A 26,177-nucleotide genomic window follows, 5' to 3' on the forward strand; every position below is an offset into this window, starting at 1 on the left:
GATCTCTTTTACAAGAATAGGGTGGTCACTTTAAACCGGAATCAACTGATCTCTTTTACCGGAATGGCATGCTCACTTTTGCCAGAATTTGCAATCATTTACAAAAATCAAATAAAGCTGAATGATAAATCTATAAATGATAAAGTTAATTCTGTAAATAAAAGATAATCAGTTATTTGAAATTTGCTTAGATCAGTCATTAGCATTAGATACATGGTGTGCTGTTCGAATTCTGATTTTATTTTTTGGATTGCCAGATTGCAGTTACAATTAAAATCAAAGTTTAATTAAAATTTTAAAAATAGAATTATGGGAAATTTATCAAATTACTTTGGACAAAATATTGACCGGAAGCGTATTGTAATAACAGGTGGCACAACAGGAATAGGAAAAGCTACTGCAGCACTTTTAGCATCACTCGGCGGTCATGTATTTATCTTTGGAAGGAACGAATTAGATTTTCAAAAAGCAATTGAAGATATTAAAGCGCAGGCTGAAGGAAAAGTTTTTGGTATTGCAGCAGATATTGCGAAGAAAGAAGATTTACAGCTCATTTGTGATGAAATAGACAATACGCTTGGCGGAATAGATATTCTGATAAATAATGCAGCGATATCCGGTGACGGAATTATGGATGAAGGTTATGATAGCATAAAATATATTCTGGAAACTAATATTTTAGGATACATGGCTTTTACAAGAGAAGCTGTTTTTAGAATGAAAGGTCAAAAAAGTGGTCACATTATTAATATTGGATCAATGAGTGCCGAAACACGCGAGAAAACGTCAACTGTTTATGTAGCGACAAAATCTGCCATAAGAGGATTCAGCGCATCATTGCGAAAAGAAGTTAATGAACTCGGAATTAAAGTTTCGCTTATTGAACCCGGCTCTGTAACAAGCAACATGCAGACATCATCTCAAGATGAGCAAAAAGAAAAAATCAAAAAACTGGAAATGCTCGAAGCGGAAGATATTGCTATGAGCGTTTTATTTTGTTTATCACAGCCAAAGCGATGCGATATCGTAAGCTTGCAGATAAGACCGCACTTAGAACCTATTTAAGCAAATAATAAGTACTAAATATTTACTACTTACTGTCAATTAAGCCAAATACAAAATATGGCAAAGCATACTGCTGGCCAAAATCAAAAAACAGTTCTACTGCAACTGATAAAAAGCAGCAACTACAGTTAAAAAATAACCTTAAAATTAATATTATGAATTTAGACCAAAAAGAAAATTACCGTCAGGACGACCAAAATTTTCAAAATGATGAAACAAGATACGAAAGCGAAAAAATTGAAACTGCTTCGGTAGATCATTCTATATCAAACAACGCAGAACCAGATTTTGGAAATGATTTAAGTAACGATGAATTGTCTAACAACGAATTTGATAAGGAGAATCTTGGAAACAACGAATTTGATAAAGACGAATTCAATAGTAATGAATTAGACAACGAGTTTGAAACCCAGGAGGATAACGAAGAACTTGGCGACGACGAGTTTGATAATGAAGACCTTGGTAATAATGAACAAGGTTCTTGATTGTGATTCTGTCAAATCAAAAAAAAAGGGGAAGATATTTAAATATCTTCCCCTTTTTTTTTCTTTATTTATAACCTCTCAATAACTAATTTATTTGAAACTCAATTCTTATTTTTTCGATGATAACAGTAACTCACATTGGAAATAATTAATAATAGTATAAATTTGTTTCCTTATTAATCAGATCTAACTTAAACAAAACAATTGATTACTATTAAAAAATGCGAGGAGAATCAACTAGATTCATTACATAAAATTGCAATACAAACTTACAATGATACCTATCAATACCTTTGGTCAGATAATGGAACATGGTATCTTAACGAATTTTATCAAAAAGAAAGTTTTAAAAAGGAACTTTCACAGCCAGATATTTTCTATTTTTTAGTTTATGATGAAGACAAAATAATTGGCTACTTTAAAATAATGAACATTGCCTTAGATCCTTATCCTGAAGAACAATGCACAGAAATAGACAAACTGTATCTTCTAAAAGATTATGGCGGAAAAGGAATTGGAAAAACTATAATGGAATTTATATTTGACTTTTCTAAAAAACAAAAACGTTCGGTATTATGGCTAAAAGCTATGGAAAGTAGTCCTGCGAAAAGTTTTTATGAGAAATCAGGATTCATAGAAACAGATAAAGCTAATTTGAATTTTCCGACAATAAGAGAAGAACACCGCTTGATCTTGACTATGGTGAAAGAGATTTAAGAAGATAGTTGATATTCCAAATGTTGTTCCTGGATTTTAGAAATTAAAATATATTTTTTTATTTCACTATTTAAATAAAATTGTATAAAAGTCTCCCGACTTTTATACAATTTTATAGTTTCTTAAAACACACAAAAAAATGCGAAAAGTCAAAAGACCTTGCGCATTTTAAAAATAATTTAACTCCTTCACAGATCAATTAATATATTATTCAGGAAATAATCGGTATCTATTAATTTGACTAAAATCTAATATTTATTTTACAATTTTTATCGTTTTAGCAACTTTTCCGTTGCCATTTATTTTTAGAAAATAAATTCCTTTTGATAAGTTTTTATTGGACAAATCTAATTGTTCAGTGTTAGATCCTTCGCTATAATTTTTATTTTTAACCAAATTAGAAACTAAAATTCCTTTAACATCATATAAATCGATACTTAAATCAGTTGATTCTTTTAATTCTAAACTTAAAGTTGGATAATCATTTACAGGATTTGGACTAATATTAATTTCATTTGCTGTCTTAGCAAAATCAATTGTTGATAATACTTTTGTGTTATTTATTCTTGTTAGAACAAAACTGCCTTTATTTCCAGCCATCACAATTTTATTATCTGGTTGAACAAGCATCGTTTCAAAGTAATCATGTCCTGATCCAAAATTAGTTGTAAAATAACCATTTTTACCAAATGAAGTGTTTAAAATCCCACTAAGACTATAAGATTCTATACCAAAATTATAATCACTTGTTAATCCTACGCCATATCCTACAAGTAAATTATTACTATGATCGATTGTAATATCTGTTGCAAAACTTGCTATATTATTACCAAAATCTCTTAAAATTTTACCTTTTACTCCAAATGAATTATCGGCAATACCACCTGCATTATATTTTGATATAAAAGCAGAATATTTTACCCCGTCAAAAGATGCGCCGGCAATATAAATATCATTGTTTTTTGAAATTACACATTTGTATAATAACGCAATCTTTCCAAAATCTTCTTCAATACGTCCAGTTCCATTTGGTCCAAAACTTTTCACAATTTCACCATTAGCATTATATTTTGCTACCACACAATCAAGTCCGTAATTATTTCTTCCTACGGCTATAATATTTTCATTGTCTGTAAATTTCATATCTAGTATTTCTCCGCCCGAAAGATTAGGAGTAAATACAAATCCATTAAGGCCGTATGTTTGGTCTAAACTTCCGTTTGTATTAAATCTGGATAATCCAAATGTAGAATATCCAGGATCATCTGCTGATTCAAAAGCACCACCAACAACTATTTTACCATCTGCTTGAATTAATAATGAATTTACAAATTGTGAATAATCTACAGTTTCAACTTTAATACCATCAGTATCAAAAGTTGTATCTAAACTTCCGTTTTCATTATATCTAACAATCATGATATCTGATCGAACCGCACCTTGTGATAAAACATAAGTACTTCCACCAACAACAATTTTACCATTAGTTTGCAAAGTCACACTTTGTCCTGTACAGTGATTTCCAAATAAAGTTGTTACATATCCGCCAGTACCAAATGTGGTATCTAAAGCCCCGCTTGGTAAATATCTGGCTAGTAAAAAAGCAGAGCCGTCAGCATAAGAATTGCTGTTACCTACTAGTATGATTTTTCCATCAGATTGTAAAACTGAATCATTTACCAGATTGTTTCCAGGAGCTCCGGGAATTCCGGTAAATGTAGTGACTTTACCTCCGTTTCCGAATGTTGTATCAAGTGTTCCTGCTTGAGAAAATGCTGTATTTGAAAATAATAACGTAAGCACTAACGTGCCAAAAATAGGTAAAGTTCTTTTCATTCAATAGTTTTTTTTTAATTTAATTCTATGTAAAATTTGAGATATTGACTTTTTTCGATGGCTAATTTAGTCCTAATATACTTATTATCCTAATTGATTATGAAACGATAAATGTCATGATTTAACACTCAATTTAACCTTTTTTGCATAAAAAGCGCATAGATCAAAAGACCAAATACGCATTTCAAAAATAATTACTCTTGCACAGCCGATAATATATTACTTCAAAAAATAATCAGCATCGATTAATCTATTCCCAGTTTCATCATAAACAGCATAATTAAAACCGCCCTGAACACAGTAAGAACCGTATTCTCCTTCTTTATTTAAGGCAATAAACCCAACCTGAATATCTTTCAAATCTTTATTTCTATTCTTGGTTAATTTTACAATTCTTGCAACAGCTTCTTCACAGGCTTTTTGAGGCGATTTCCCCTGACGCATTAATTCAACAACCAAATGACAGCCCGCAATTCTGATTACTTCTTCACCATGACCTGTTGCAGTTGCAGCACCAATTTCGTTATCAACATATAATCCTGCTCCAATGATAGGCGAATCACCAACGCGGCCGTGCATTTTAAACGCCATTCCGCTTGTGGTACACGCTCCCGAAAGATTTCCGTTGGCATCTAAAGCAATCATCCCAATTGTATCGTGATTTTCGATATTGGCAATTGGTTTATACTGGCTTGTTTTCAGCCATTCCTTCCATTCTTTCTCGGATTCTTCAAGCAGTAAATTTTCTTTTTTAAATCCTTGTTCCACAGCAAATTGCAAAGCGCCATCGCCAACCAGCATTACGTGAGGTGTTTTTTCCATCACGGCTCTGGCTACAGAAATAGGATGTTTAATAAATTCTAAACAAGCTACAGAACCAATATTAGCATTTTCATCCATAATACAGGCATCTAACGTTACGCGGCCATCCCTGTCCGGGCGTCCGCCGTAACCAACGCTTCTTTCTTTTGGATCTGCTTCCGGAATTTTAACTCCTGCTTCTACTGCATCCAAAGCGCGTCCGTTCTTTTTCAAAACTTCCCAAGCGGCTTCATTAGCTCCAATTCCAAATCTCCAGGTGGAAAGTACAATTGGTTTTTTAACCTTTTTTGAAACTACTACTTTTTCTTCTTCCGAATTTGAACGAAAAGATTGTAACGCCACAGCGACTGAAGCTATTGCGGTTGTTTTTAAAAAATTTCTACGATTTGAGTTTGCCATATTAAATAAAATTAAACCATATAAGTAATGTAAGAACATTAAAGCTCGCGTGTTATAATTCGTTGTAAACAAAAAAACCATATAAGTAATTATGAAGACATTTTATATTGGCTAAAATTACTTCATTAAACTAAAAAATAAGCTATGAAAGCTTTTATAACATGAACTTATATCACTTATATGGTTAAAATAATCTTAGTAAATTTAGAAAAAATTACGAATTATAAAGCAAACTTGCAGCGCCTAATAATGCTGCAACTTCATTATCTGTAGAAACTGAAACCTCAACTTCAATTCCTTGTTCTTTAATTTTTCTATTGAAAGCTGCCAGGAAAAACTCACTGGCATTTGCAATTTTCCCTCCAATAATAAAACTATTGGCACCAAATTTTTCTAACCACGGACTTACAATTTCGGCTAAATTCTCTCCCAATTCTTCGAATACTTTTATAGCAATTTCATCTTCGGCTACAGCCAGATTATAAAGTTCTAATCCGTTAGAAAGATTTATTTCTGTTAAAGTTTTATAGCGGCTTAAAAGTCCGCGAACCGAAACAGCATCTTCGGCAATTCCGTTTTTATAAGGAAGGTTCCAAATTTCTCCGTCTTGCGGAACTAATTCTCCTGAACAAATAGAAACTCCTTTATCGATAAAACAAGCGCCAAGTCCGGTTCCTAAAGTAACTGCCATAACCTTTTTAGAAAGATTATCAGCGTTTTTGAATACTTCTCCTTTTCCAAAACAAACGGCATCATTTTCAAAAAGAATCGGAAAATCGCTTGAAAGATCAAGTGTTCCCTGAAATAAATACCGAACATTAAGACTATAAAAATGTTCGTATTTTGATTGGTCTTTGATCCAGCAGACTCCGTTTTCATAATCAAACGGACCGGGCATGCAAATTGCCAATCCTTTTATCTTCTCTACTTTTGAATTTTCGATCGAAATCCGAATCGCTTTTTCCCAAATAGACATAACGCTTTCAACCGGCAAATTAGAGTCGAAAGATTCTTTATGCAATGAAAGATCGATTACTTTCATATCCGTTACATCTATAATCGCTGCAGTAATATGTGTTCCTCCAATGTCTATTCCTACGGCATATTCTTTATTCATTCTTTATTTTTTTATTGAACCATTAAATCTATTAAGTCTAACTTCTTAATCTCTTAATGGTAAATATTTTATCTAAATGTTTTTATCTTTTAATATTTGAGGATAATGAATGCTTGTATGAACTATCATTTCTCCAAAAAGGGTATTCGCCCAGGCAAACCATTTTCTGGTAAACTTAGCTACATCATCTTTATGAAATGATTCGTGCATAAAACCGGTATCGGCATTTGTTTTAATCAAATTGCTAATACACCGTTTTATTTCTTTTTCATCTACACTCGTAATGGCTCTTAAAACAATACTCATTGGCCAAATGGTATCGACTCCGGTGTGCGGGCCGCCAATTCCTTCTCCTGCTTTTCCTTTATAGAAAAATGGATTGTTTTCTGAAAGCACAACTTTTCTTGTATTCAGATAAAGTTGGTTATCCGGTTCTATTGCGCCCAAATAAGGCAATGATAGTAATGAAGGTACATTGGCATCATCCATCATATGAAAACTTCCAAATCCGTTTACTTCAAAAGCAATAATTTTTCCGAATTTTGGATGGTCGATGATTCCGTTTTCTTGTAAACCTTTTTCAACTTGTTCTTTTAGTTCTTTGGCTTTAGCTACTAAATTTTTGTCTAAAAGTGCCGGCAATGAAAAGATTTCGATTAAATAACCCAAAACTTCAATTGCAAACATATTACTCGGAATTAAATAGCCAAATAAAGTACTGTCGTCGCTTGGTCTAAAAGTCGAAACAATTAATCCGCAAGGTTTTACAGGATATCCGTAACCGCCTAAGGGGACTCCATCTGTCGCCCACGCAGTTTGTCTTTGAAAACTGTACGGGCCTTTATCTGTCCAGCGTTGTTGTTCTTTAAATGTTTGTAGAACTAAAAGCATGGCTTCCTTCCATTTTTTGTCGAACAAACTAATATCTCCCGTTTCCTTCCAATATCCGTGTGCTAATCTAACGGGATAACACAAACTGTCGATTTCCCATTTGCGTTCGTGAATACCGGGCTGCATTTTGGTTAAATCATTTTTCCATTCGCTTTCTTTTGTAAAATCTTTATAAAAAGCATTAGCGTAAGGATCTAATAAAATACATTTTGCCTGACGGTTGATAACGCCTTTTACCAATTCTGCCAGTTTTTTATCTTCTTTTACAAATGGAATATAAGGCCAAATTTGAGCTGTACTGTCACGAAGCCACATTGCATCAATATCGCCTGTAATTACATATGTATCGGGTTTTCCGTCAATGATTTCAAAATCGACTGTAGTGTCTAATGTATTTGGAAAACAATTTTCGAATAACCATGCCAGTTCCGGATTAGCAATTTGTTTTTTGATTCTGACAATTGCTGCTTCAATGGCAGGGCTTGTAAATTTTCTTTCGGCTAACGGAGGTCTTTTGCTGATAAAATCTTTTAATGCAAAATTGAATGTATCAGATTGCATTGCAAAAACATCAGTTTGAAGTGCCAATAATCCTGCTGAAAAAATGCCTGTGTTTTTTATAAATTTTCTACGTGAATGCATACTATTATTTTGAAGTTGAGTAAGAATATGGATAGTTACTTTTTGAAGTTCCTCTTTGTAAATTAGGCGAGCTCGTCATGTCGAAATTTAATTCACCGCCTTTTAAAACATCAAAATGATTGATATAATTATTGGAATAATTGGAGTTATCCCATTTTAATTCTTTAACATATTTATTTACTTCTGAATTATCAGGAGCGTTGATAATAAACTGCTTTCCGTTTTCTAATTCTAAAGTGACTTTTTTAAATAACGGCGCACCCAAAACATATTCGTCTGTTGCCGGGCAAACCGGATAAAATCCCATTGATGAGAAAATATACCAGGCCGAAGTTTGTCCGTTATCTTCATCTCCACAATAACCATCCGGGGTTGGTTTGTACAAGCGGTTCATAACTTCTCTCGACCAATATTGTGTTTTCCAGGGTTCGCCTGCGTAATTATACAAATAAATCATATGCTGAATAGGCTGGTTTCCGTGTGCATACTGACCCATATTCATAATTTGCATTTCGCGGATTTCATGAATAACTGATCCGTAATAACTGTCGTCAAAAACAGGAGGCGTTGTAAAAACAGCATCTAATTTCGCTGTAAAATTTTTGGCTCCGCCCATTAAATCAATCAAACCTTGTATGTCGTGGAAAACGCTCCAGCTGTAATGCCACGCATTTCCTTCTGTAAAAGCATCTCCCCATTTTAACGGATTAAAATTCGGAGGAAAACTTCCGTCTTTGTTTCTTCCGCTCATTAACCCGATTGATGGATTATAAAGTTTTTTATAATTCATCATTCTTTTTTCGAATACATTAATTTCCTTTTTCGGGCGGTCTAAAGCTTTCGCTAATTTCCAAATGGCAAAATCATCGTAAGCATATTCAAGTGTTCTTGCCGCATTTTCATTGATATTTACATCATACGGAACATAACCTAAAGTATTGTAGTAGGAAACTCCTTTTCTTCCAACAGCTTCTAAAGGCCCTTCATTATTGGCTCCGTGAAGTAAAGCTTCGTATAAAGTATTGATATCGTAGCCGCGTAATCCTTTTGCATAAGCATCAGAAACTACAGATGCCGAATTATTCCCCACCATTACATTTCTGAAACCAGGGCTTGACCATTCAGGCAGAAATCCGCCTTCTTTATAATCGTTGATTAAACCTTCCTGCATTTCTTTATTGATGGAAGGATAAACCAAATTAAGCAGTGGATATAAAGCACGGAAAGTATCCCAAAAACCTGTTCCTGCGTACATATAACCCGGCAATGTTTTTCCGTTGTATGAACTATAATGCACAATGTCGCCGGTAGCATTTATTTCATATTGCTTTTGAGGAAAACAAGTGGCACGATATAAGCAAGAATAGAATGTTTTTAGTTGTTCTTCGGTTCCGCCTTCAGCAGTTAGTTTTCCTAAAACTTTATTCCATTCTTTTTTAGAAGCTTCTACAGTTTCCTGAAAAGAGGCTGTTCCTAATTCGTTTTTCAAATTCAGTTCAGCCTGTTCTGCACTAATAAAGGATGATGCTACTTTTACATTTATTATTTCTCCTTTTGTAGTTTTAAAACCAACTACTGCGCCAACGTGAATGTTTGTCTTTTCTAATTTATCTTTTTCTAAGATTTTATCGTGCCAGGTATGTGTTGATGAAAATGGTTTATCGAATACTAAAACAAAATAGTTTTTGAAGTTGCTCGGAACTCCGCCACTATTACGGGTTGTATAACCGATAATTTTATTTTCTGCGGGAATAATTTTAATATAAGATCCTTTATCAAAAGCATCAACTACTATTGAAGATTTTTCGTTTTCAGGAAATGTAATTTGAAAATGTGCTGCTCTTTCTGTTGCCGTGATTTCTGTCGTAACATCGTAATCTGCCAAATAAACACTGTAATAGTATGGTTTTGAAACCTCAGCTTTATGACTGAACCAGCTTGCTCTTTCTGCTTCGTCAAAAACCAGTTTTCCTGTTACGGGCATAATCGAAAACTGTCCGTAATCGTTCATCCACGGCGAAGGCTGATGGGTTTGTTTAAATCCTCTAATTTTTTCGGCTGTGTAAATATAGGCCCATCCGTCTCCCATTTTACCGGTTTGCGGTGTCCAGAAATTCATTCCCCAAGGCCTGCAAATTGCCGGATAAGTATTTCCGTTAGAAAGACTGTGCAGCGATTGTGTTCCCATTAATGGATTTACAAAATCGGCAAGATCTATAGTTTTAACTTGTGCATTTACAAAAATGCAAAATTGTAATACTGCTAAAAAAATTAAACTTTTTATTTTCATATTCTGTTTTTATTATCCTAACAGGTTTTAAAAACCTGTTAGGTATTTGTTGTAAAATGTGAATTGTCGACTTGAAAAGCTTTGTCAAAGTTTAAAACTTTGACAAAGCTTACGTAAACCTAAAAACTTAATTATTCCTAACAGGTTTTTAAAACCTGTTAGGAAAACTGCTGGTTAAAAATTAACAGCTTGTAATTTCTTAAATCTAAAATCTACATTCTTAAATCTAAAATCTAAAATTATTGAGGTCTATCCGATTTGTTCACTCCAAAAGTTGCCGATGGCTTGCTTCCCATAAATAATTTTAACTCTCCGCCTTTTACAATCATATCTTGTGTGATGTATGATTTTGTGTACGGTTTTCCGTTGTATTCTGCTTTTTGAATATAAATATTTGTTGCGCTGTTGTCTATTGCATTTATTGTAAATGAAATGCCTTTTTTATGATGAATTGTTGCTGAGTTCACTAACGGACTTCCTAAAACATAAACACCATTAGCCGGATTAACAGAATAAAATCCCATTGAAGAAAGCACATACCAAGCTGACATTTGACCTAAATCTTCATTTCCGCATAATCCGTCTGGTTTTGTGGAGTAAAATTTATCATCAATTTCGCGGATTAATTTTGCCGTTTTCCACGGCTGTCCCGCAAACGCATATAAATAGGGAATATGATGATTTGGCTCATTTCCTTGGGCATATTGTCCGATTAAACCGCTAATGTCCGGTGAAATTTCTTCGCCTTCTACTTTGTCCGTTAGTAGAAAAAGTGAATCTAATTTATCTGTAAATTTCTTTTCGCTTCCAAATAAATCAATTAAACCGTTTGGATCTTGTGGAACTAACCATGTGTATTGCCAGGCATTTCCTTCTACATAATCGTCTTTACGATGCGCTGATGAAAGCGGGTTAAATGGTGTTCTCCAATTCCCATCGGTTAATTTGCCTCGCATGAAAGTAGTTTCTTTATCAAAATAAAGTTTGTACAAATTCGCTCTTTTCGTGAAATAGGTATAATCTTCGGTCTTGTTTAATGCTTTTGCCATTTGGGCTACGCAATAATCATCAATGGCATATTCTAAAGCGTTACCCACTGTTTCCAGCATTTTATCAGCAGGAATATATTCTAATTTTTGAACATAATCCATTCCGTCTCGCGTTTGCATGGCTGTTTTTTTGATGGCTTCGTAGGCTAATGCTGTATCGTAATCACGATATCCTTTCAAGTACGCATCAACAATTACGGCGATCGAGTGATTTCCGTTCATGGTATTGGTTTCATTTCCCATTAAATGCCAAACCGGTAATCTGCCTTGTTGTTCGTAAATCGCCAAAAATGATTTTACAATATCATTAATTTTATCTGGCTGTGTTATCGTGTACAAAGGATGTAAACCGCGGTACGTATCCCAAAGCGAAAAAGTGGTGTAGTTCGTAAAGTTTGCTTTTTCGTAGACTTTTTTATCTGTTCCTCTGTAATCTCCGTTTGCATCATTAAAAATTGATGGCGCAAACATGGTGTGATACAATGAAGTGTAAAAAACTTTCATTGTTTTATCGTTGGCTTTAATCTGAATTTTATTTAATTCCTTGTTCCATTTTGAAGTGGCGGTTTTTACCGTTTGATCAAAATCCCACTTCGGAATCTCAGCTTTTATGTTTGCCGCAGCGTTCTCGTAACTTACCGGAGAAATTCCGACTTTTACTAAAACTTGCTTGTTTTTTAAAGCTGCAAAATCAAGAACTGCTTTCATTTTTAATCCTTCTCCTTCATTTCCTGTAACAGCCGTTTTATCATCATACAATGCCAATTTTGAAATTGGCTCAGAAAATTCGATAGCAAAATAAACGCGCTGATCAGCCGCCCAGCCTGCAGAAAAACGATATCCGACAAGTGTTGTTTCGTTCAATTTTTTGATGAATGTTTTTACTGGTTTATCCCAACCCACACCATCGGCAAGATCTAATAAAACGTAATTGTCTGTAGTTGAATTGAAAGTATATTTATGAAAACCAACTCTTTCGCTGGCTGTTAATTCGGCTTTAATTTTATATTTATCCAGTAAAACGCTGTAATATCCTGGTTTGCTTACTTCATTTTCATGTGAAAAATAAGAGCCGTAACCATTTACCATATCTTCTTTAGTTCCTTTAAAAAGAGGCACTTTTCCTGAAACGGGAAGCAAAAGAATATCATTTAAATCTCCAATTCCGGTTCCGCTTAAATGGGTGTGTGTAAATCCTAAAATTGTATTACTGGCATAATTGTATCCGCTACACCAATCCCAACCTTCAAAAATATTTATTGGTCCTAACTGAACGGCTCCAAAAGGAACATTTGCTCCCACAAATACGTGACCATGACCTGCTGACCCAATAAACGGATTTACATATTTTGTATAATCTGTAGAAGTTTGTTTTGCCTTTTTTCCCTGTGAAATTGCAGGTAAATTAATTAGCATAATTATTGAAAAAACAATGTGCTTGTATTTTGTAATCATTTTATTTGTTTTTTATATGTGATAGAACACGGATATTTTAATTTCTAATGTTAGACGCACTGCTGTGCGTCTCTACGGAAAATCTTTGAACACAAAAAAAATTAACCGCAAAGTTCGCAAAAGGTTTATGCAAGGTTCGCAAAACAAGTCCGCAAGGTTAGACTCACTGCTGTGCGCCTCTACAGAAAACCTTTGAACCTTTGCCACTTATAACCTTAGTACCTATTTAAAACCTCATAAAGCGAGAAAACCTTCAAAACTGGCTTTTCAATTTTTCCTTCAAACGAAATTATTTTTTCTTCTCCTGCTTTTAAATCGATGTAATTATCGCTCCATTTTCCGGTATACCCTTTTATGGAAACGTAAACGTATTTTGCGTTTTTTGACGCTTTTAAAATTACTTTATTTCCTTTTATTTCCCATGTTATTTTTGGGTCTTCTAATTTTAAATCTATTGGGCGTGTAAGATCTATTTCAGGTGTTTTATCATCTCTGTACGCTTCTTTCATGGCGTACCATGCTGCTTTGGGCTGTCGATCATAATAATCGGTTACGCTCCAGCTTGCTACCGGCCAGCAATCGTTGAGCTGCCAAACCAGAGTTCCCATATTATACGGCGCTTTTGAACGGTGAATTCCTATAATATTTTTTAAAGAGTAATATTGTAAACATTGTGTGAGGTAGGTATAATCCTCAACACTCATCTTTTTTATTTTTTCTGATTTGATGAAATAACGGTTTAAATAAGAATCCAATTTCATGAAACCTTTTCCTGCTTTTTGATGTGCTTCTAAAATATCTGAATACAAATATCGGTCTTCGGGCAAGGTAAAAGTTTCGATTGAAGAATAATTGGGCATTGCCTGCATTCCGTACTCGCTTACAAAACGGCCTGTTTTTTTCTGTACTGCTTCAACATCTTCTAATCCCCACCAGGTTCCCCAATAATGACTGTCGCCTTCGGTAATACTTTTTGCTTTTGACCAATGAAATAATGGTGATGAACTTATGTAAGGTCGTTTGTCATCAACTTCTTTTACCCATTTCGGAATACTGTCCTGAAACAAGCGAACGTAATCTTTCCATAAACGAATAGAATCTTGTTTTGGCATTTTCATGCTTTTTTGCCATCCCCAATCTTTAAAGGCTTCGTCGATTTCATTATTTCCACACCATAAAACAATACTTTTATGATGACGTAATCTTTTTACCTGATATTGCACTTCTTTTTTTACATTATCAAAAAAAGCATCGTCTCCGGGCACCATTGTTCCGGCAAACATAAAATCCTGCCAAACGTAAATTCCGTTTTTATCGCATAAATCATAAAAATAATCGTCTTCGTAGATTCCGCCGCCCCAAACGCGAAGCATATTCATGTTAGCATCTTTGGCAAGAGCAATTACTTTTTCGTATTCTTTTTTGGTAACTTTTGAAAGAAAAGCATCTGACGGAATATAATTGGCGCCTTTCATATAAACGGGCTTTCCATCAATTTTAAAATAAAATGATTTTCCAAGACTGTCCGGTTGTTGTACTAATTCTATTTTTCGATCTAGTACATACGATTTCTCAGGAGTTTTTTTGTCGTAAGCTTCTAATCTTGGTGTTTTCCAGATTCCGCAAGTGGTGAATTTTGGTCCCCAATCCCAACCGAAATGATATTGTGCTTTACGTACATACGCACGCGGATTATCGGGAATTACGAATGGTAAATCTTTTTTAGCTAATGAATCAACTACATTTTGTGCCGATTTAAAAACGATTACCAAATCATTATTTCCTGATTTAATACTTTTTTTTACATCAACTCGCCATTGACGGAACATGTTATCGGCTTTTAAAACCAATTGATTGTTAAGATAAACGGTTGCGTAAGTATCTAAACCATCGAAAACCAGTTCTGTATTTTTCTTTTTTAATGTGGCTGCAGTTACCTGAAAAGTGGTTTTATACTCCCAGTCTTTTTTTTCGATCCATTGTAGCTTTTTTTCGTTGTCACGATAAAATGGGTCTGGAATTGTTTTGTTGTTTAATAAATCTGTATGTATTTCTCCGGGAATTGTGGCAGCAAACCATTTGTCTGTTTTTACTTCACGGAATTGCCAGCCTTCTTTTAAATCTATATTCTGGGCATTGGCTACAAACGAAAGATTTGCGAGACAAAAACATACTAACCAATAAAAGCTTTTTTTGAGTTTCATTTTTATTGTTACTGCAAGTGCAGATTTTATTATTGTAGATGAATTTTCTATTTTTTTATGTTATTAAATTCTAAGGGAAAAGTGCTCATCGCATTTTGAATTCTTTCGAAATAATTCCATCTTTTTCAGCAAAATCAACTTTGTATCTTGCGAAAAAAAAGGTGCTAAATCTATTGAATTAAGCGCTGAAGCAATTCATTAAATTTTAATAAAAGCAAAATAGAAATTAAAAATAAGCCGGGCGGCCGACGTACTAGCTGCCCGACTTACTTAAACTAACTAATCAAAATTTTTAAAAACTATTGTTTATCCCACCAGATTCTGGTTGTCATTCTGTCTAATCCCTGACGACTTATTGCTTGCTGATAATTATCGGCATTTGTCAAAAGTTCTGATTGATCGTAGATTAATCTTCTTGGAATTGTTCCGTTAGTTTCTCCTGTTGGATCGTTAACCGGAACTAAAACCGGATATCCTGTTCTTCTGTATTCTGATAATGCTTCAAATCCGTTGAACAACAATAAAATCCATTTTTGAGTTATAATTTGTTCAATTTTTTGCGCTTCTGTTCCTGCAGTTTTAAAAGGGTAAGTTGTGATATAAGTGGTATATTCTGCACCTGTAACTGCCGGTACTGCATTTCCAAAAATAGTCAAGACTTCCATTGCTGCTTTTACTCCGCCTTCATAATATTGTTGTGCTGATCCGCCAACATTCCATCCTCTAACTGCTGCTTCTGCCAATATAAATTGAACTTCAGCGTAAGACATGATTAATGTAGGTGCATCTAAACGCAATACTGTAGAAGTATTAGGATCTGAGAAAACTTTTTTATCTCCACCCGGAAAGTCTTTAGCATCATTTGCAAGACCTTGTTGGTTTGCAGGATTGTTGTCTCCTGTTGCTTCTAATTTAGCGTAGATTCTTAAACGAGGGTCGTTAGTATTTTTCAATAAATCGATAAAAGTTTTACTGAATTTTATATTTGATTCTCCTCCGTTCAAATCATTTCTAACCCAAGATGAAGTTATTGGGTTTGTTCTAACTCCTGCAGGACCTGCATCATGTTGTAAAACTAAACTATCATCGTTAGATGTAAAAACACCTTTAGCAACTGCTTTTTCTACATATTCTTTAGCTTTTGCAGGATTTACTTTAGACAAACGCATTGCTACTCTTAGCATTACTGAGTTGGCTAATTTTTTCCATCTTGCAACATCGCTTTGGTAATATAAATCTGCTGCACCAACAAAAGGTTTGTTAGCATCTAATGTGGTTCCAGCTTCGTCTAATTCTTTTAAAAGGTCATTGTAGATCGCTTCCTGAGTGTCATATTTTGGGGCAAAAATATTTCCGTTGTATCCTTTTCCGGCTTCGAAATAAGGAACTTCTCCGTAAGTATCTGTCAATTTTTGAAACATGAGAACTTTCATGATTCTTAAAGCCTGAATTGCATTTGAATTTTCATCTGTATTTGGTAAAACAGACATCAATTGAAAAATCTGATTTAAACCTTTACCATACGTTTCTCCGAAAAGCGCACCTGAGTACTCAGAAGAATACGTGTATTTTGAACCCGCTCCTCCTATTGAAGAAAATTGCTGTACAATTTGTGCGGCATAAATATTATTTCCTCTTGTATTCGAAAAATCCTGACCGTCAACATAAATCTCAGCAAGTGTAAACATCGATTTTACTGCCGGATCTGTTAATGCATTTGGATTCGTATTCATTTCTTCGAATCCTTTATCGCATGATGCTAATGTCATTGCACTAACAATTGCGATACAAAATATTTTAATATATCTATTTTTCATCTTTTTTATTATTAGAATTTGACATTAAGTGTTAAACCATAATTTCTTGTCAAAGGCATAGAAGCTCTTTCCATTCCCTGAGCATTACTATTAGAATAGTTTGACTCCGGATCGATATTAGGCACTTTGTCATAAATTGTCCATAAATTATGAGCAGAGAAAGCTAAACTGATAGATTGGAAAGGTGTTTTTTCGATGTACGATTTAGGGAAATTGTAGCTAAAAGAAACTGCTCTTAGTTTTACAAAATCAGCATCGTAAACAAAATTTGATGTTACATCACTATAACTTCTCCAGTAATCGTATGCAGAAACTGTTGAGTTTACAGCATTTCCGTTAGTATCAGTTCCTGAAACAGCAACTCCGCCTTCACGGCCAGCAAGTGAAGCCTCAGATAATCCGTAACGCATTCCTAATTGGTTTGTAGCAGAATAAATTTCTCCTCCAAATTTAGCATCTACAAAAATAGAAAGTGTGAAATTTTTATAAGAGAAATCATTTGAAAGTCCCATTGAAGTTGGTGCAACACCTTGTCCTGCAATGATCAGGTTTCCTCTTAGGAATTTCCCACTTGGGTCAAGTACAATATTTCCGTTTGCATCTCTTAAATAATCATACGCTTTGATTACTCCAAAAGGCTGCCCTTTTTCTAATACTACAGAAGCTCTTGCATCTCTGTTTCCTTCTAATGATTTCGTATTAATTTTATCAGAAAGACTAACCACTTCACTATTATTATAAGCAAAATTATAACCAACACTCCATGCAAAATTTGGTGTTTTTATTGCTTTTAAATTTACGGCAAACTCCACCCCTTTGTTCAGGATTTCTCCCACATTAATTTTTGTAGTTCTGTAACCAGAAGCCTGAGAAATATCAGCATCAGCAATATCGTTTGTTGTTCTTTTTTGATAAAAAGTCAAATCTGTACTCAATCTGTTGTTGAAAAATGTATTTTCAAAACCAAACTCAATTGTACTTACATTGTAAGGTTTTAAATATTTGTTCGGAACTGTGTCTCCATTAACCCCTAAAATTGGTTGTCCTTGAGAGTTTGTTTGTCCGTCTGGTGTATTGTAAGTTAATGATAATGCATAAGCATCTGGCAAAGCCCCTCCAACGTTACCCCAACCTGCTCTAATTTTACCATAAGACATCCATTCCGGTAATTTGATTACTTCAGAATAAATAAAACTGGTACTTACAGATGGATAAAAAGTACTGTTATTTGCCGGATCTAAAGTTGAAAACCAATCTTCACGACCTGTTAAATTCACATATAAGAAATCTTTGTAACCTAAATCTGCTGAGTAAAACAAAGAGTTTACTTCGCTTTCAGAAAATAATTTTTCTGTTTTTTCCGGTTGCGTATTGGCATAAAAATATTTGAATGGAACAATAAAGTTAGTTCCTCTCATTTTAATACCACTGGTTCTGTTATCCTGACGGTTTGCTCCAACAAAAGCATCTAGTGAAAGATTTTTAACGATATCACCTTTATATCCTAAATAACCTGAAGCATTAAACTCTGAACGGTTTTGAACTGTATTTTCATAAGCTCCACCTGGAGAATAGTTAATTCCGGTTGGTTCAATCTCTGTAAATTCGTAATTAATATCATCGATACCAACTACCGCTTTTGCATAAATTTTATCGGTAATATTATAATTTACTTTTGCAGAACCAATGAAACGTTTTCTAAGATCGTTGTTCAGGTTTTCCTGCGTTGCAAAATATGGATTTGTCTGATATACATTTGATGCAAAATAATCTGCTTCTCCTCCATTTTCATCGTATGCATTGTTGATCCATCTAATATCTGTTCCCGGAGTCATGAAAGTAACAGGGAAAGATGGGTTTCTTGGAGAGTCATTCAAATAAGGTCTGTTATTACTTTTTTCAGCAATATACTGTGCATTTGTTTCTATGCTTACCTTTTTATTTGGAGCTGAATTTAAACTCAAAGTCACGTTATTTCTTTTAAAGCTTGTTCCCGGAAGGATTGCTTCATCTTTAGTATTTCCGAAAGATAATCTGAAATTTGTCGTTTCGTTTCCACCAGAAATTGCTAAAGTATTACTGAAAGAATATCCTGTTCTGTAGAAATTTTTAACGTTATCTTTTCCGTAAGCCTGATATGGTCTTGTAATACCATCGATACCAATAGAAGGCGTTCCGTCGTATTTATCTCCCCATGCAAAATAATATGAATCTCCAAGTTCCTGCGCGCTTGCAAATCTTGTTGCAACACCATTAACAGGTGCTCCGGCTCCGTATTGATCTTGCCAGTGCAAAAGACTTACCGGTGTATTAAACGTAGAGTTTGTACTGAAATCTACTCCAATTCCTGTTCCACTTTTTCCTTTTTTGGTTGTAATCAAAATAACACCGTTTGATCCTCTGTACCCGTAAAGAGCAGAAGCCGCACTACCTTTTAATACTGACATAGATGCGATATCATCAGGATTGAAAGATGACATACCATCTCCTTTATCAGCTCCTCCGTACATTCCTGCATTTCCTTGTTGGCTGTTATCAATCGGAATTCCATCGACAACATACAAAGGCTGGTTAAGTCCTGAAGCTGAAGTTGCTCCACGAATTACAACACGGCTGGATCCAGACGGTCCTGTAACTGGTGCAGAAACGTTAACTCCGGCAATTTTACCCTGAAGTGCATTTCCTAAGTTAATTTCTTTGTTTTTCGTCAGGTCTTCTCCTTTCAGTTCTCCAACTGCATAACCTAAACTTTTTCGTTGTTTTTTAACTCCAAATGAAGTTACTACAACATCTTTTAATTCTTGTGCATTTTCTACTAATACAACCGAAACTCTTGTTTCAGTTCCCTGAAGCGCTACTGATTTTGATACAAAACCTATAGAAGATACAATTAATGTAACTTTACCTTCAGGAACATTCATTTTAAATCGACCTTCGGCGTCTGTAACGGCGCTAAATGGTTTTCCTTGAACCTCTACTGATGCAGCAACAATTCCCTTGTTCTCTGCATCTGCCACTATGCCTGTTATTAATCGGTTTTGTGCCACAGCTCCTAAGCTGCTAAACAATACCATTCCTAACACTGCTAATAATCGTTTCATAAGCATTTTTTTTGGTTTATTTGTTTTGATTTTGTTTTGTTTTAACCTACTTGTTTTTAATTAATTAATAAAAATTTGAACTCAATTTAATATGGTATTCAAAGGTCTCCACCTGTTGAATACTATGGGATTACGGACAATTTAAATAGTCTTATTTTCAAGAAATCGATTTAGTGAAAAGATCAAAAAAATAATGTGTATTTCAATTTTGATCAACTATTGCCTACTAAAACGATTTAGTAAAATGTGTAAAAAAAAACAAATTACTTTGCTCTTTTTTTAATGCTTTATATTTCAGAATCAAACGGATTCTCTGATAATTAATTTTCCTTTTTTAAGGCTTTTTTCGACTTCAAATGCTTCCATATCAGTCATCTGACTCATCAATAATTGAATTGATTTAATGGCAATATCTTCTATTGGCTGTGCAACAACACTAATCGTTGGTGTATGCAATTTAAAACTGTCATGATCATCAAAACTAATAACCGAAATATTTCCGGGAATTTCAATTCCCATATCCTTAAACGCCTGTAGACCTGTAAGTCCCATATAGTTGGTAAGAAATAAAACGGCATCTATTTCAGCATTTTTCTTAAAGAATTTTATTATTGATGCAATTCTGGCTTCTTCATTAGAATGATATTCCATATGAAGCACAAGGTTTTCATTATAAAGGCCTTCTTCTTTTAAAGCATCTCTGTAACCTTCTTCGCGTAATTTCATCTGAACCATTTCAGATGTATTATTAACAACAGCAATATTTTTACAGCCTTTATTAATCAGGAACTTAGTTGCTGAATGTGAACCTTCGTAGTTATCCATTACAACATGACTTACTTTTTGTCCCGGAAAATACCTGTCAATTAATACGACTGGTTTTTTCAATTTTAAAAGTAAATCAATACTCGATTCCAAATTTTGTGTCGGCGTTATAATAAAACCGTCTACGTTTGCTTGTAAAAGACTGTGTATTAATTCTTCAGAACGTTCATCATCATCACCTGTACTGCAATAAAAAACTCTGTAGTCGATATTTTTAGCCTCATCTTCAATAACTCTCGCAAGATCAGAAAAGAACTGGTTTGAAATATCTTCAACAATAAGCCCAATTGATCTTGTTTTTCCGGTTCTTAAACTGGTCGCAATCATGCTTGGTCTGTAGTTGAGTTTCTCGGCTACATCTTGTACTTTTTTGATTACATTAGTACTGATTCCCATTTTTTGGCCCTTACCGTTTATGACAAAAGATACAGTAGATATCGATACTTGCGCCTGTGTAGCAATATCCTTAATAGTAATCTTTTTCATTTAGTTAAGAAATTATTAGTAATCATGTTAATGATATCACAAATATATGGAAAAACATTTACTAAAACGATTTTGTAACTTTTTTTTTGAACGAATCATTTATTTAAACTCAAATAAAAGCATTATCTTTAGTAATTACAAGTATTTAGCGAAGAATTAATTTTTTTATTACTAAAATTTTTAGTAATAAATATGTAAGATTATTTTTGATTTAGAACTATCAATTATCTTTTCTAACTTCTTAAAAAAGGCATCATTTACCATTGGGCAACCATGACTGTTTGAAATATAATGATCTTGTTCTTCTTCGGGAACGGCAGAATAAGGGTGTAAAACTATGGCTCTTTTTAAGGCATTACTATTCGTTTCATCCAAGCCGGATAACGTGTATGATTTTCCGAACATTCCGTTATACGATTTTCCAATTGCATATCGACCAAGTGAAATACTGTTAGAATTAGGTTCGTTGCTAAATTTCAATTCTCCTCTAACATTTGTTTCAGAACCGGAACCGTTTGCTACAAGTCCCTGATCTAAGATTTTATCATTTACTAAATCATAAACAAAGAATCTGTTTTTACCTGATTTAATTCTCATATCAATAAAAAAAGCAATTTTAGTATTGTATCCAGTGTTGCTATTTATGAAGGCTTTAACTTCTGCTACCTGACCGTTAAATCTTTCGAGTTCAACATCGGTCAATTCGTTATTTTTATTTGGATGACCAAAAAAACTACAAGCAAAAAATAATAGTAGATTGAAAATTTTCATAAGTGGTATTTTTAAATTTTTACTATGAAGGTTGAATTATTAGTTTTGAAGTTTTAATAATTTCAAACCCTTAATTTATGAGTACAAATCTACTTCGGTCTTCGAACCTAAACAGCTCATAAAAGACTGAAAAACAAAACAATAAGACTTAATTTATTTCAACTTTTTTCTTTAAAAATCCTACTTAAATTAAATAGAAAAAGCCCTGTAAAACATTTATTTTACAGGGCTTCTTTATTGAGAATTATTTGAATTTATTCCAGAATAACCGGTACTTCTATCTTTTTATCTTTTGCTTTCGCTAATTTATTTACTCTCCACATTAATAAAATTGTAGAGAATGTCACGGCAGCAATTACATATCCTAAGATGTCGTAATTCTCCAATGGAGAAGTTTTCGTCTTCTGATGCACGATAAATCCGGCGCAAACAGCTGCAATTCCTCCCGCAATTTGCTGTAATGATGAGGTTATCGACATATAGGCGCCACGGTCTTTCATTTCAGGAATTGCGGTATTTAATGTTGTTGCTGGAATCATTCGGCTCATGATTCCCATAAATAAAATCATGTTGATTACGACAATTTCCCATAGTGGAATAGGATTAAGATTGGTGTAAATTAAAATCATAACGATCGAAATTACTGAACCTGCAGTAAACAATTTAAACTTGCTGATTTTATCACTTAATTTCCCCACCAAAGGCATTATAAAAAGTACCGAAAGTCCGGTGAAGAAAAACACCATTGGCAATTCTAACTGACTAATGTGAATATTATTGATCAAAAAGGCACTCCCGAAAGGCTGTAACATAAAACCTCCAACTGAAAGAAATGCAATAGCGGTAAAACCTACCTGATAATGTTTATTTGAAAGTGTATGCCAAAGATGAAGAAACGGACTTTTATCTGACTGTAATTCTAAATGTTTGGTTATAGGCTTCATTTGAGTTATAATGGCAATAAGAATTAATGCTCCTAAAACGGCAATCATAATAAAAGCCGAATGCCATCCCCAATGGTTAGCGAAATATAATCCTACCGGAATTCCTAAAATCTGGCTTGTTGCAAATGCCATTTGTATGAAACCCATAACGCGCCCTCTTTGCTGAATCACAAATAAATCGGTTACAATGGCTAAAGAAACAGAACCAATAACGCCGCCAAAAAGTCCAGTAACGATTCTAGCCATAAGCAACATGTGATAACTTGAAGAAATAGCGCAAAAAAGTGTGCCGATTATGAAACCGGTATAAAAGAAAATCAACAGTTTTTTTCTGTCGAATTTATCAGCAAAACCTGCTGCTAACAGTCCCGAAATTCCTGCGCTAAAAGCATAGGCAGAAACGGCAAAACCAAAGTTTGATGTGGTCATATCCAACGTTTTCATTAAGATATCTCCCAACGGAGAAATAACCATGAAATCTAATATAACCGTGAATTGTAAAAGCGCCAGAATGGCAATGATAATTTTTTGATTTAGGGTAAAAGGAGTACTTTCTATTTTAGTTTTTTCATTTTATTGTTTGTACTATTTGGTTAGGGCAATTCCTGGCATTGGTAGCCAAAATCAGTAACTAAACTGATAATTGCATTTGGATTAAGTTTTTCTGAAACGACACGCAGTACGCGGTCAACGTCTTCGCAATCGACACTCCATTGCAGTATGTCCGAATGCTTATTCAGCGTTTCCTGCATCGGACAATTGGAATCTATTTTCGTAATGTCTGTCTTAAAAATATGTATTTTTTGTAAATCTGTTTCCATAATTTTCATGGTTTTAAAGCCTTAATGGTAGCCCGAAAGGCTTCTCTCATCAGTTCTTTGTCAAGTGCAAAAGGTTTTCCTCCCATACTTTTCCCGTCTCTGTGAAAGTTTAATAATGTATATAATGGTCCGTAGGCAATAGACCAAAAAACTTCAAATGTCATCGGAATTAGCTCTTTATTACGTAGTCCGTTGTCTATAAACTGTTTCATAATAGCCCTGAAATCTGAAAATTCTTTGATTGAATCAAAGATTGTTTCTCCGTGTGGCGAATGCTTGATAATTTCGAAAAAAGCAACTCTTTTTGGATACTTCATGGTAAAGTCAGCCCGGTTTTCCCATTGTCTCCATAATCCTTCTTCGAATGACATTTCTGTCGAGAAATCTTTGATTGTACTGCTAAAAAATTCTAATGCAGTAGCGGTTCCGATTTTCTTAATTAAATCGTCTTTGTCCTTGTAATAAATGTATAAGGTCCCGACGGAAATAGAACAGGCTTTCGCCAGCTTGTTCATACTGAAACCCTGAAAACCATCTGTTACAATTTGATCGATTGCATTCTCGATTACCAAATTCTCTTTATCAATATCCCGTATTCTCATGCCTAATTTTTAACAAAGATAAAATAATAAATGAATGAACATTCTTTTATTATTGTTTTTTTTCAGGCTGGAATAAATTTTTTGTTTTAACTATCCAAAACCGCATATATTTTTATTTCAACAAAAAGAAGTAAAATTCTTTCAATCTGATTATCAATAATATCCGTCATATAAATTCAAAGCTGTTTCAAAGAAAATATTATCTTTGCCCACGAAATTTTTTAATTTCAATAGCCAAATACCACTATTTATACTTATCACATCTTTTGAATTTTTCTTTAAAAAATATCTATTCCGGCCGCAAATTCTTTATTTTAGGAATTGTATTTATTGGCCTTACTTTACTTTCTCTTTATATACTAAGTAATTTGATTACTCAAATTACAGAAAAATCAAATATTGAACGTACGGAGCGAAATTTTATTAAAAGACAGGAAATTGTACAACAGGAGTTTTCAAGCTTTTTACAAATTCAAAATGAAATAGATCGTGTTATTCAGATAAGTAATACTCAAAATTTATCAGATCATTTAAAAGTTTTAAGTACGATTCATGCGAATGATAGTCTGATTAAAAATAATTGGTATCAGATTAACAACAACAAAATAGAATTTACGACTTCTAAAAGCTCTACCAATTTAGAATCGACCATAAAAGATTTTATTCTTAAAAATGATTCTAAAAGTCAATCTGGCAGGATAGTTCAGGATCATGAAAACTTTTTCTGGCGTCTTTATTTCAAATCAGCTGCTGCAAATGGCACTATTGTTCGCTATGGTTTTGATGTTGATCTTAAATCGTTGCAATCTTATTTTTCGACTGTTGGTCGCGATATTCCTAATTATGCTTTTGTTTTTGATGAAAAAGGAACAATCCTGTACCATCCGGAAGTAAAGCTTTTAAAAAAGAATATTTTTAAACTCACAAACTTAACTTCGGCGGATACTACATTTATCAATGACGAATTTTTTGGTCGAAAAATTGCTTTTTCAGAATATCTGAAATTAGATATTATCAGATATACGAAACGACTGAATGTGAAAAACACGAATTGGTATGTTTCTGCCAACTCTCCAAAAGAAATTGGAAGCGAAAATGTAAACTCCGTAAAAAAGTATGCTTCGCTAATTTACCTCATCACGACTTCGATTTTAATTGTCTTCTTTTATTTATTTACGCTGTTTAATAAGAAAGCTTTTAGAGAAAAGGCAATACTATCTAAGGAAAAAAATAAATTGCTTTTAGAAAATGAAAAAATAAATAAAGAGAAAGCTTTAATTCAGTTACAACAACTGAAAGAGCAAATAAATCCGCACTTTTTATTTAATTCGCTAAACTCACTTTACATGCTTATTGACGGTGATACGGCCGTAGCACGAAAGTTTACTTTGAATCTTTCTAAGATTTACAGATATCTTATAAATCCACCTGTTCAAAACATTGTTACACTTCAGGAAGAACTGCTTTTTATAGAGAAATACATTTTCCTGCAGCAGACGAGATTTAAAGAAGAATTCGTTTTCACGATCAATAATACAGATGATGAAAATGTTCTGGCAAAAAAAGTTCCTTATTTAGCCTTTCAGATTGCGATAGAAAACGCAATAAAACACAATATTGCTTCTGATGAAAATCCTTTAGTAATAACGATTGACATTCACGAGGATGAGGTCATCATTATCAATAACTTAAACGAAAAGCAAAACTTTGGCGGAGAATCTAAGTTTGGTCACAAATATTTAGAAAGTATCTACAAATATTATGGTAAAAACGATTTTCAGGTCTTCAAAAAAGACGGGAAATTTACTTGCATTTTACCTCTAATAAGCTAAAAAGAA

18 protein-coding genes are annotated in these 26,177 nt (G+C 33.7%); 4 read left to right on the forward strand and 14 right to left on the reverse strand.

Translation table 11 applies throughout. The features are described from left to right. Positions 1–309: 309 nt before the first annotated feature. The 3 genes from EV143_RS15375 to EV143_RS15385 all read left to right on the forward strand — a co-directional run bounded on the left by EV143_RS15375 (position 310) and on the right by EV143_RS15385 (position 2,267). Positions 310–1,065: an SDR family oxidoreductase gene (locus tag EV143_RS15375; protein WP_133508832.1), complete on the forward strand. Its 756-nt coding sequence runs from the start codon at positions 310–312 to the stop codon at positions 1,063–1,065. Between the two features lie 155 nt (positions 1,066–1,220). Then, positions 1,221–1,550: a hypothetical protein gene (locus tag EV143_RS15380; RefSeq protein WP_133508833.1), complete on the forward strand. Its 330-nt coding sequence runs from the start codon at positions 1,221–1,223 to the stop codon at positions 1,548–1,550. A gap of 204 nt (positions 1,551–1,754) precedes the next feature. Beyond that, a complete protein-coding gene (locus EV143_RS15385) occupies positions 1,755–2,267 on the forward strand; it encodes a GNAT family N-acetyltransferase (protein WP_133508834.1) in 513 nt (170 codons plus the stop codon). Between the two features lie 255 nt (positions 2,268–2,522). Here the strand turns inward: EV143_RS15385 and EV143_RS15390 are convergent, their stop codons facing one another. The 14 genes from EV143_RS15390 to EV143_RS15455 form a co-directional block, all read right to left on the reverse strand. Next, a complete protein-coding gene (locus EV143_RS15390) occupies positions 2,523–4,103 on the reverse strand; it encodes a T9SS type A sorting domain-containing protein (protein WP_133508835.1) in 1,581 nt (526 codons plus the stop codon). A gap of 219 nt (positions 4,104–4,322) precedes the next feature. Next, a complete protein-coding gene (locus EV143_RS15395) occupies positions 4,323–5,324 on the reverse strand; it encodes an isoaspartyl peptidase/L-asparaginase family protein (RefSeq protein WP_133508836.1) in 1,002 nt (333 codons plus the stop codon). 214 nt (positions 5,325–5,538) lie between these two features. After that, a complete protein-coding gene (locus EV143_RS15400; protein ID WP_133508837.1) occupies positions 5,539–6,441 on the reverse strand; it encodes an ROK family protein in 903 nt (300 codons plus the stop codon). Positions 6,442–6,513: 72 nt separating this feature from the next. Then, on the reverse strand, positions 6,514–7,974 hold the full coding sequence (locus EV143_RS15405; protein ID WP_133508838.1) for a glycoside hydrolase family 125 protein: 1,461 nt from the start codon (positions 7,972–7,974) through the stop codon (positions 6,514–6,516). Between the two features lie 4 nt (positions 7,975–7,978). After that, entirely contained in the window at positions 7,979–10,264 is a 2,286-nt protein-coding gene (locus tag EV143_RS15410; RefSeq protein ID WP_133508839.1) for a GH92 family glycosyl hydrolase, read from the reverse strand. A 239-nt stretch (positions 10,265–10,503) separates the two neighbouring features. After that, positions 10,504–12,768 (reverse strand): GH92 family glycosyl hydrolase, encoded by a 2,265-nt coding sequence (locus tag EV143_RS15415; RefSeq protein ID WP_133508840.1) that lies wholly within the window; start codon positions 12,766–12,768, stop codon positions 10,504–10,506. Between the two features lie 215 nt (positions 12,769–12,983). Next, on the reverse strand, positions 12,984–14,972 hold the full coding sequence (locus tag EV143_RS15420) for a beta-mannosidase (RefSeq protein WP_133508841.1): 1,989 nt from the start codon (positions 14,970–14,972) through the stop codon (positions 12,984–12,986). Positions 14,973–15,271: 299 nt separating this feature from the next. Beyond that, the gene (locus tag EV143_RS15425) at positions 15,272–16,789 is read right to left on the reverse strand and encodes a SusD/RagB family nutrient-binding outer membrane lipoprotein (RefSeq protein ID WP_133508842.1); all 1,518 of its coding nucleotides are present in this window, start codon (positions 16,787–16,789) and stop codon (positions 15,272–15,274) included. Between the two features lie 11 nt (positions 16,790–16,800). Next, positions 16,801–19,890, reverse strand: a complete 3,090-nt coding sequence (locus tag EV143_RS15430; protein WP_243739884.1) for a SusC/RagA family TonB-linked outer membrane protein — start codon at positions 19,888–19,890, stop codon at positions 16,801–16,803. A 300-nt stretch (positions 19,891–20,190) separates the two neighbouring features. Further along, complete coding sequence (locus tag EV143_RS15435) at positions 20,191–21,201, reverse strand: LacI family DNA-binding transcriptional regulator (RefSeq protein ID WP_133508844.1); 1,011 nt, start codon at positions 21,199–21,201, stop codon at positions 20,191–20,193. A gap of 180 nt (positions 21,202–21,381) precedes the next feature. Next, a complete protein-coding gene (locus EV143_RS15440) occupies positions 21,382–21,972 on the reverse strand; it encodes a murein L,D-transpeptidase catalytic domain-containing protein (protein ID WP_133508845.1) in 591 nt (196 codons plus the stop codon). 254 nt (positions 21,973–22,226) lie between these two features. Next, the gene (locus EV143_RS15445) at positions 22,227–23,474 is read right to left on the reverse strand and encodes an MFS transporter (protein ID WP_133508846.1); all 1,248 of its coding nucleotides are present in this window, start codon (positions 23,472–23,474) and stop codon (positions 22,227–22,229) included. A 35-nt stretch (positions 23,475–23,509) separates the two neighbouring features. Then, the gene (locus tag EV143_RS15450) at positions 23,510–23,737 is read right to left on the reverse strand and encodes a hypothetical protein (RefSeq protein ID WP_133508847.1); all 228 of its coding nucleotides are present in this window, start codon (positions 23,735–23,737) and stop codon (positions 23,510–23,512) included. A gap of 5 nt (positions 23,738–23,742) precedes the next feature. Next, the gene (locus EV143_RS15455; RefSeq protein ID WP_133508848.1) at positions 23,743–24,339 is read right to left on the reverse strand and encodes a TetR/AcrR family transcriptional regulator; all 597 of its coding nucleotides are present in this window, start codon (positions 24,337–24,339) and stop codon (positions 23,743–23,745) included. A 368-nt stretch (positions 24,340–24,707) separates the two neighbouring features. Between EV143_RS15455 and EV143_RS15460 the strand changes: the two genes are divergently transcribed. Then, the gene (locus EV143_RS15460; protein ID WP_243739885.1) at positions 24,708–26,171 is read left to right on the forward strand and encodes a sensor histidine kinase; all 1,464 of its coding nucleotides are present in this window, start codon (positions 24,708–24,710) and stop codon (positions 26,169–26,171) included. The last annotated feature ends 6 nt before the right edge of the window (positions 26,172–26,177 follow it).

Origin of the sequence: Flavobacterium chryseum, from assembly GCF_004362015.1 — a bacterium.
Classification (GTDB): domain Bacteria; phylum Bacteroidota; class Bacteroidia; order Flavobacteriales; family Flavobacteriaceae; genus Flavobacterium.

Excerpts from the sequence above, each read along its gene's own strand:
- EV143_RS15390 (WP_133508835.1), bottom strand. The coding sequence starts at position 4,103 with ATGAAAAGAACTTTACCTATTTTTGGCACGTTAGTGCTTACGTTATTA.
- EV143_RS15455 (WP_133508848.1), bottom strand. The coding sequence starts at position 24,339 with ATGAGAATACGGGATATTGATAAAGAGAATTTGGTAATCGAGAATGCA.
- EV143_RS15410 (WP_133508839.1), bottom strand. The coding sequence starts at position 10,264 with ATGAAAATAAAAAGTTTAATTTTTTTAGCAGTATTACAATTTTGCATT.
- EV143_RS15375 (WP_133508832.1), top strand. The coding sequence starts at position 310 with ATGGGAAATTTATCAAATTACTTTGGACAAAATATTGACCGGAAGCGT.
- EV143_RS15430 (WP_243739884.1), bottom strand. The coding sequence starts at position 19,890 with ATGAAACGATTATTAGCAGTGTTAGGAATGGTATTGTTTAGCAGCTTA.
- EV143_RS15395 (WP_133508836.1), bottom strand. The coding sequence starts at position 5,324 with ATGGCAAACTCAAATCGTAGAAATTTTTTAAAAACAACCGCAATAGCT.
- EV143_RS15400 (WP_133508837.1), bottom strand. The coding sequence starts at position 6,441 with ATGAATAAAGAATATGCCGTAGGAATAGACATTGGAGGAACACATATT.
- EV143_RS15420 (WP_133508841.1), bottom strand. The coding sequence starts at position 14,972 with ATGAAACTCAAAAAAAGCTTTTATTGGTTAGTATGTTTTTGTCTCGCA.
- EV143_RS15440 (WP_133508845.1), bottom strand. The coding sequence starts at position 21,972 with ATGAAAATTTTCAATCTACTATTATTTTTTGCTTGTAGTTTTTTTGGT.
- EV143_RS15405 (WP_133508838.1), bottom strand. The coding sequence starts at position 7,974 with ATGCATTCACGTAGAAAATTTATAAAAAACACAGGCATTTTTTCAGCA.
- EV143_RS15415 (WP_133508840.1), bottom strand. The coding sequence starts at position 12,768 with ATGATTACAAAATACAAGCACATTGTTTTTTCAATAATTATGCTAATT.
- EV143_RS15450 (WP_133508847.1), bottom strand. The coding sequence starts at position 23,737 with ATGGAAACAGATTTACAAAAAATACATATTTTTAAGACAGACATTACG.
- EV143_RS15380 (WP_133508833.1), top strand. The coding sequence starts at position 1,221 with ATGAATTTAGACCAAAAAGAAAATTACCGTCAGGACGACCAAAATTTT.
- EV143_RS15435 (WP_133508844.1), bottom strand. The coding sequence starts at position 21,201 with ATGAAAAAGATTACTATTAAGGATATTGCTACACAGGCGCAAGTATCG.
- EV143_RS15425 (WP_133508842.1), bottom strand. The coding sequence starts at position 16,789 with ATGAAAAATAGATATATTAAAATATTTTGTATCGCAATTGTTAGTGCA.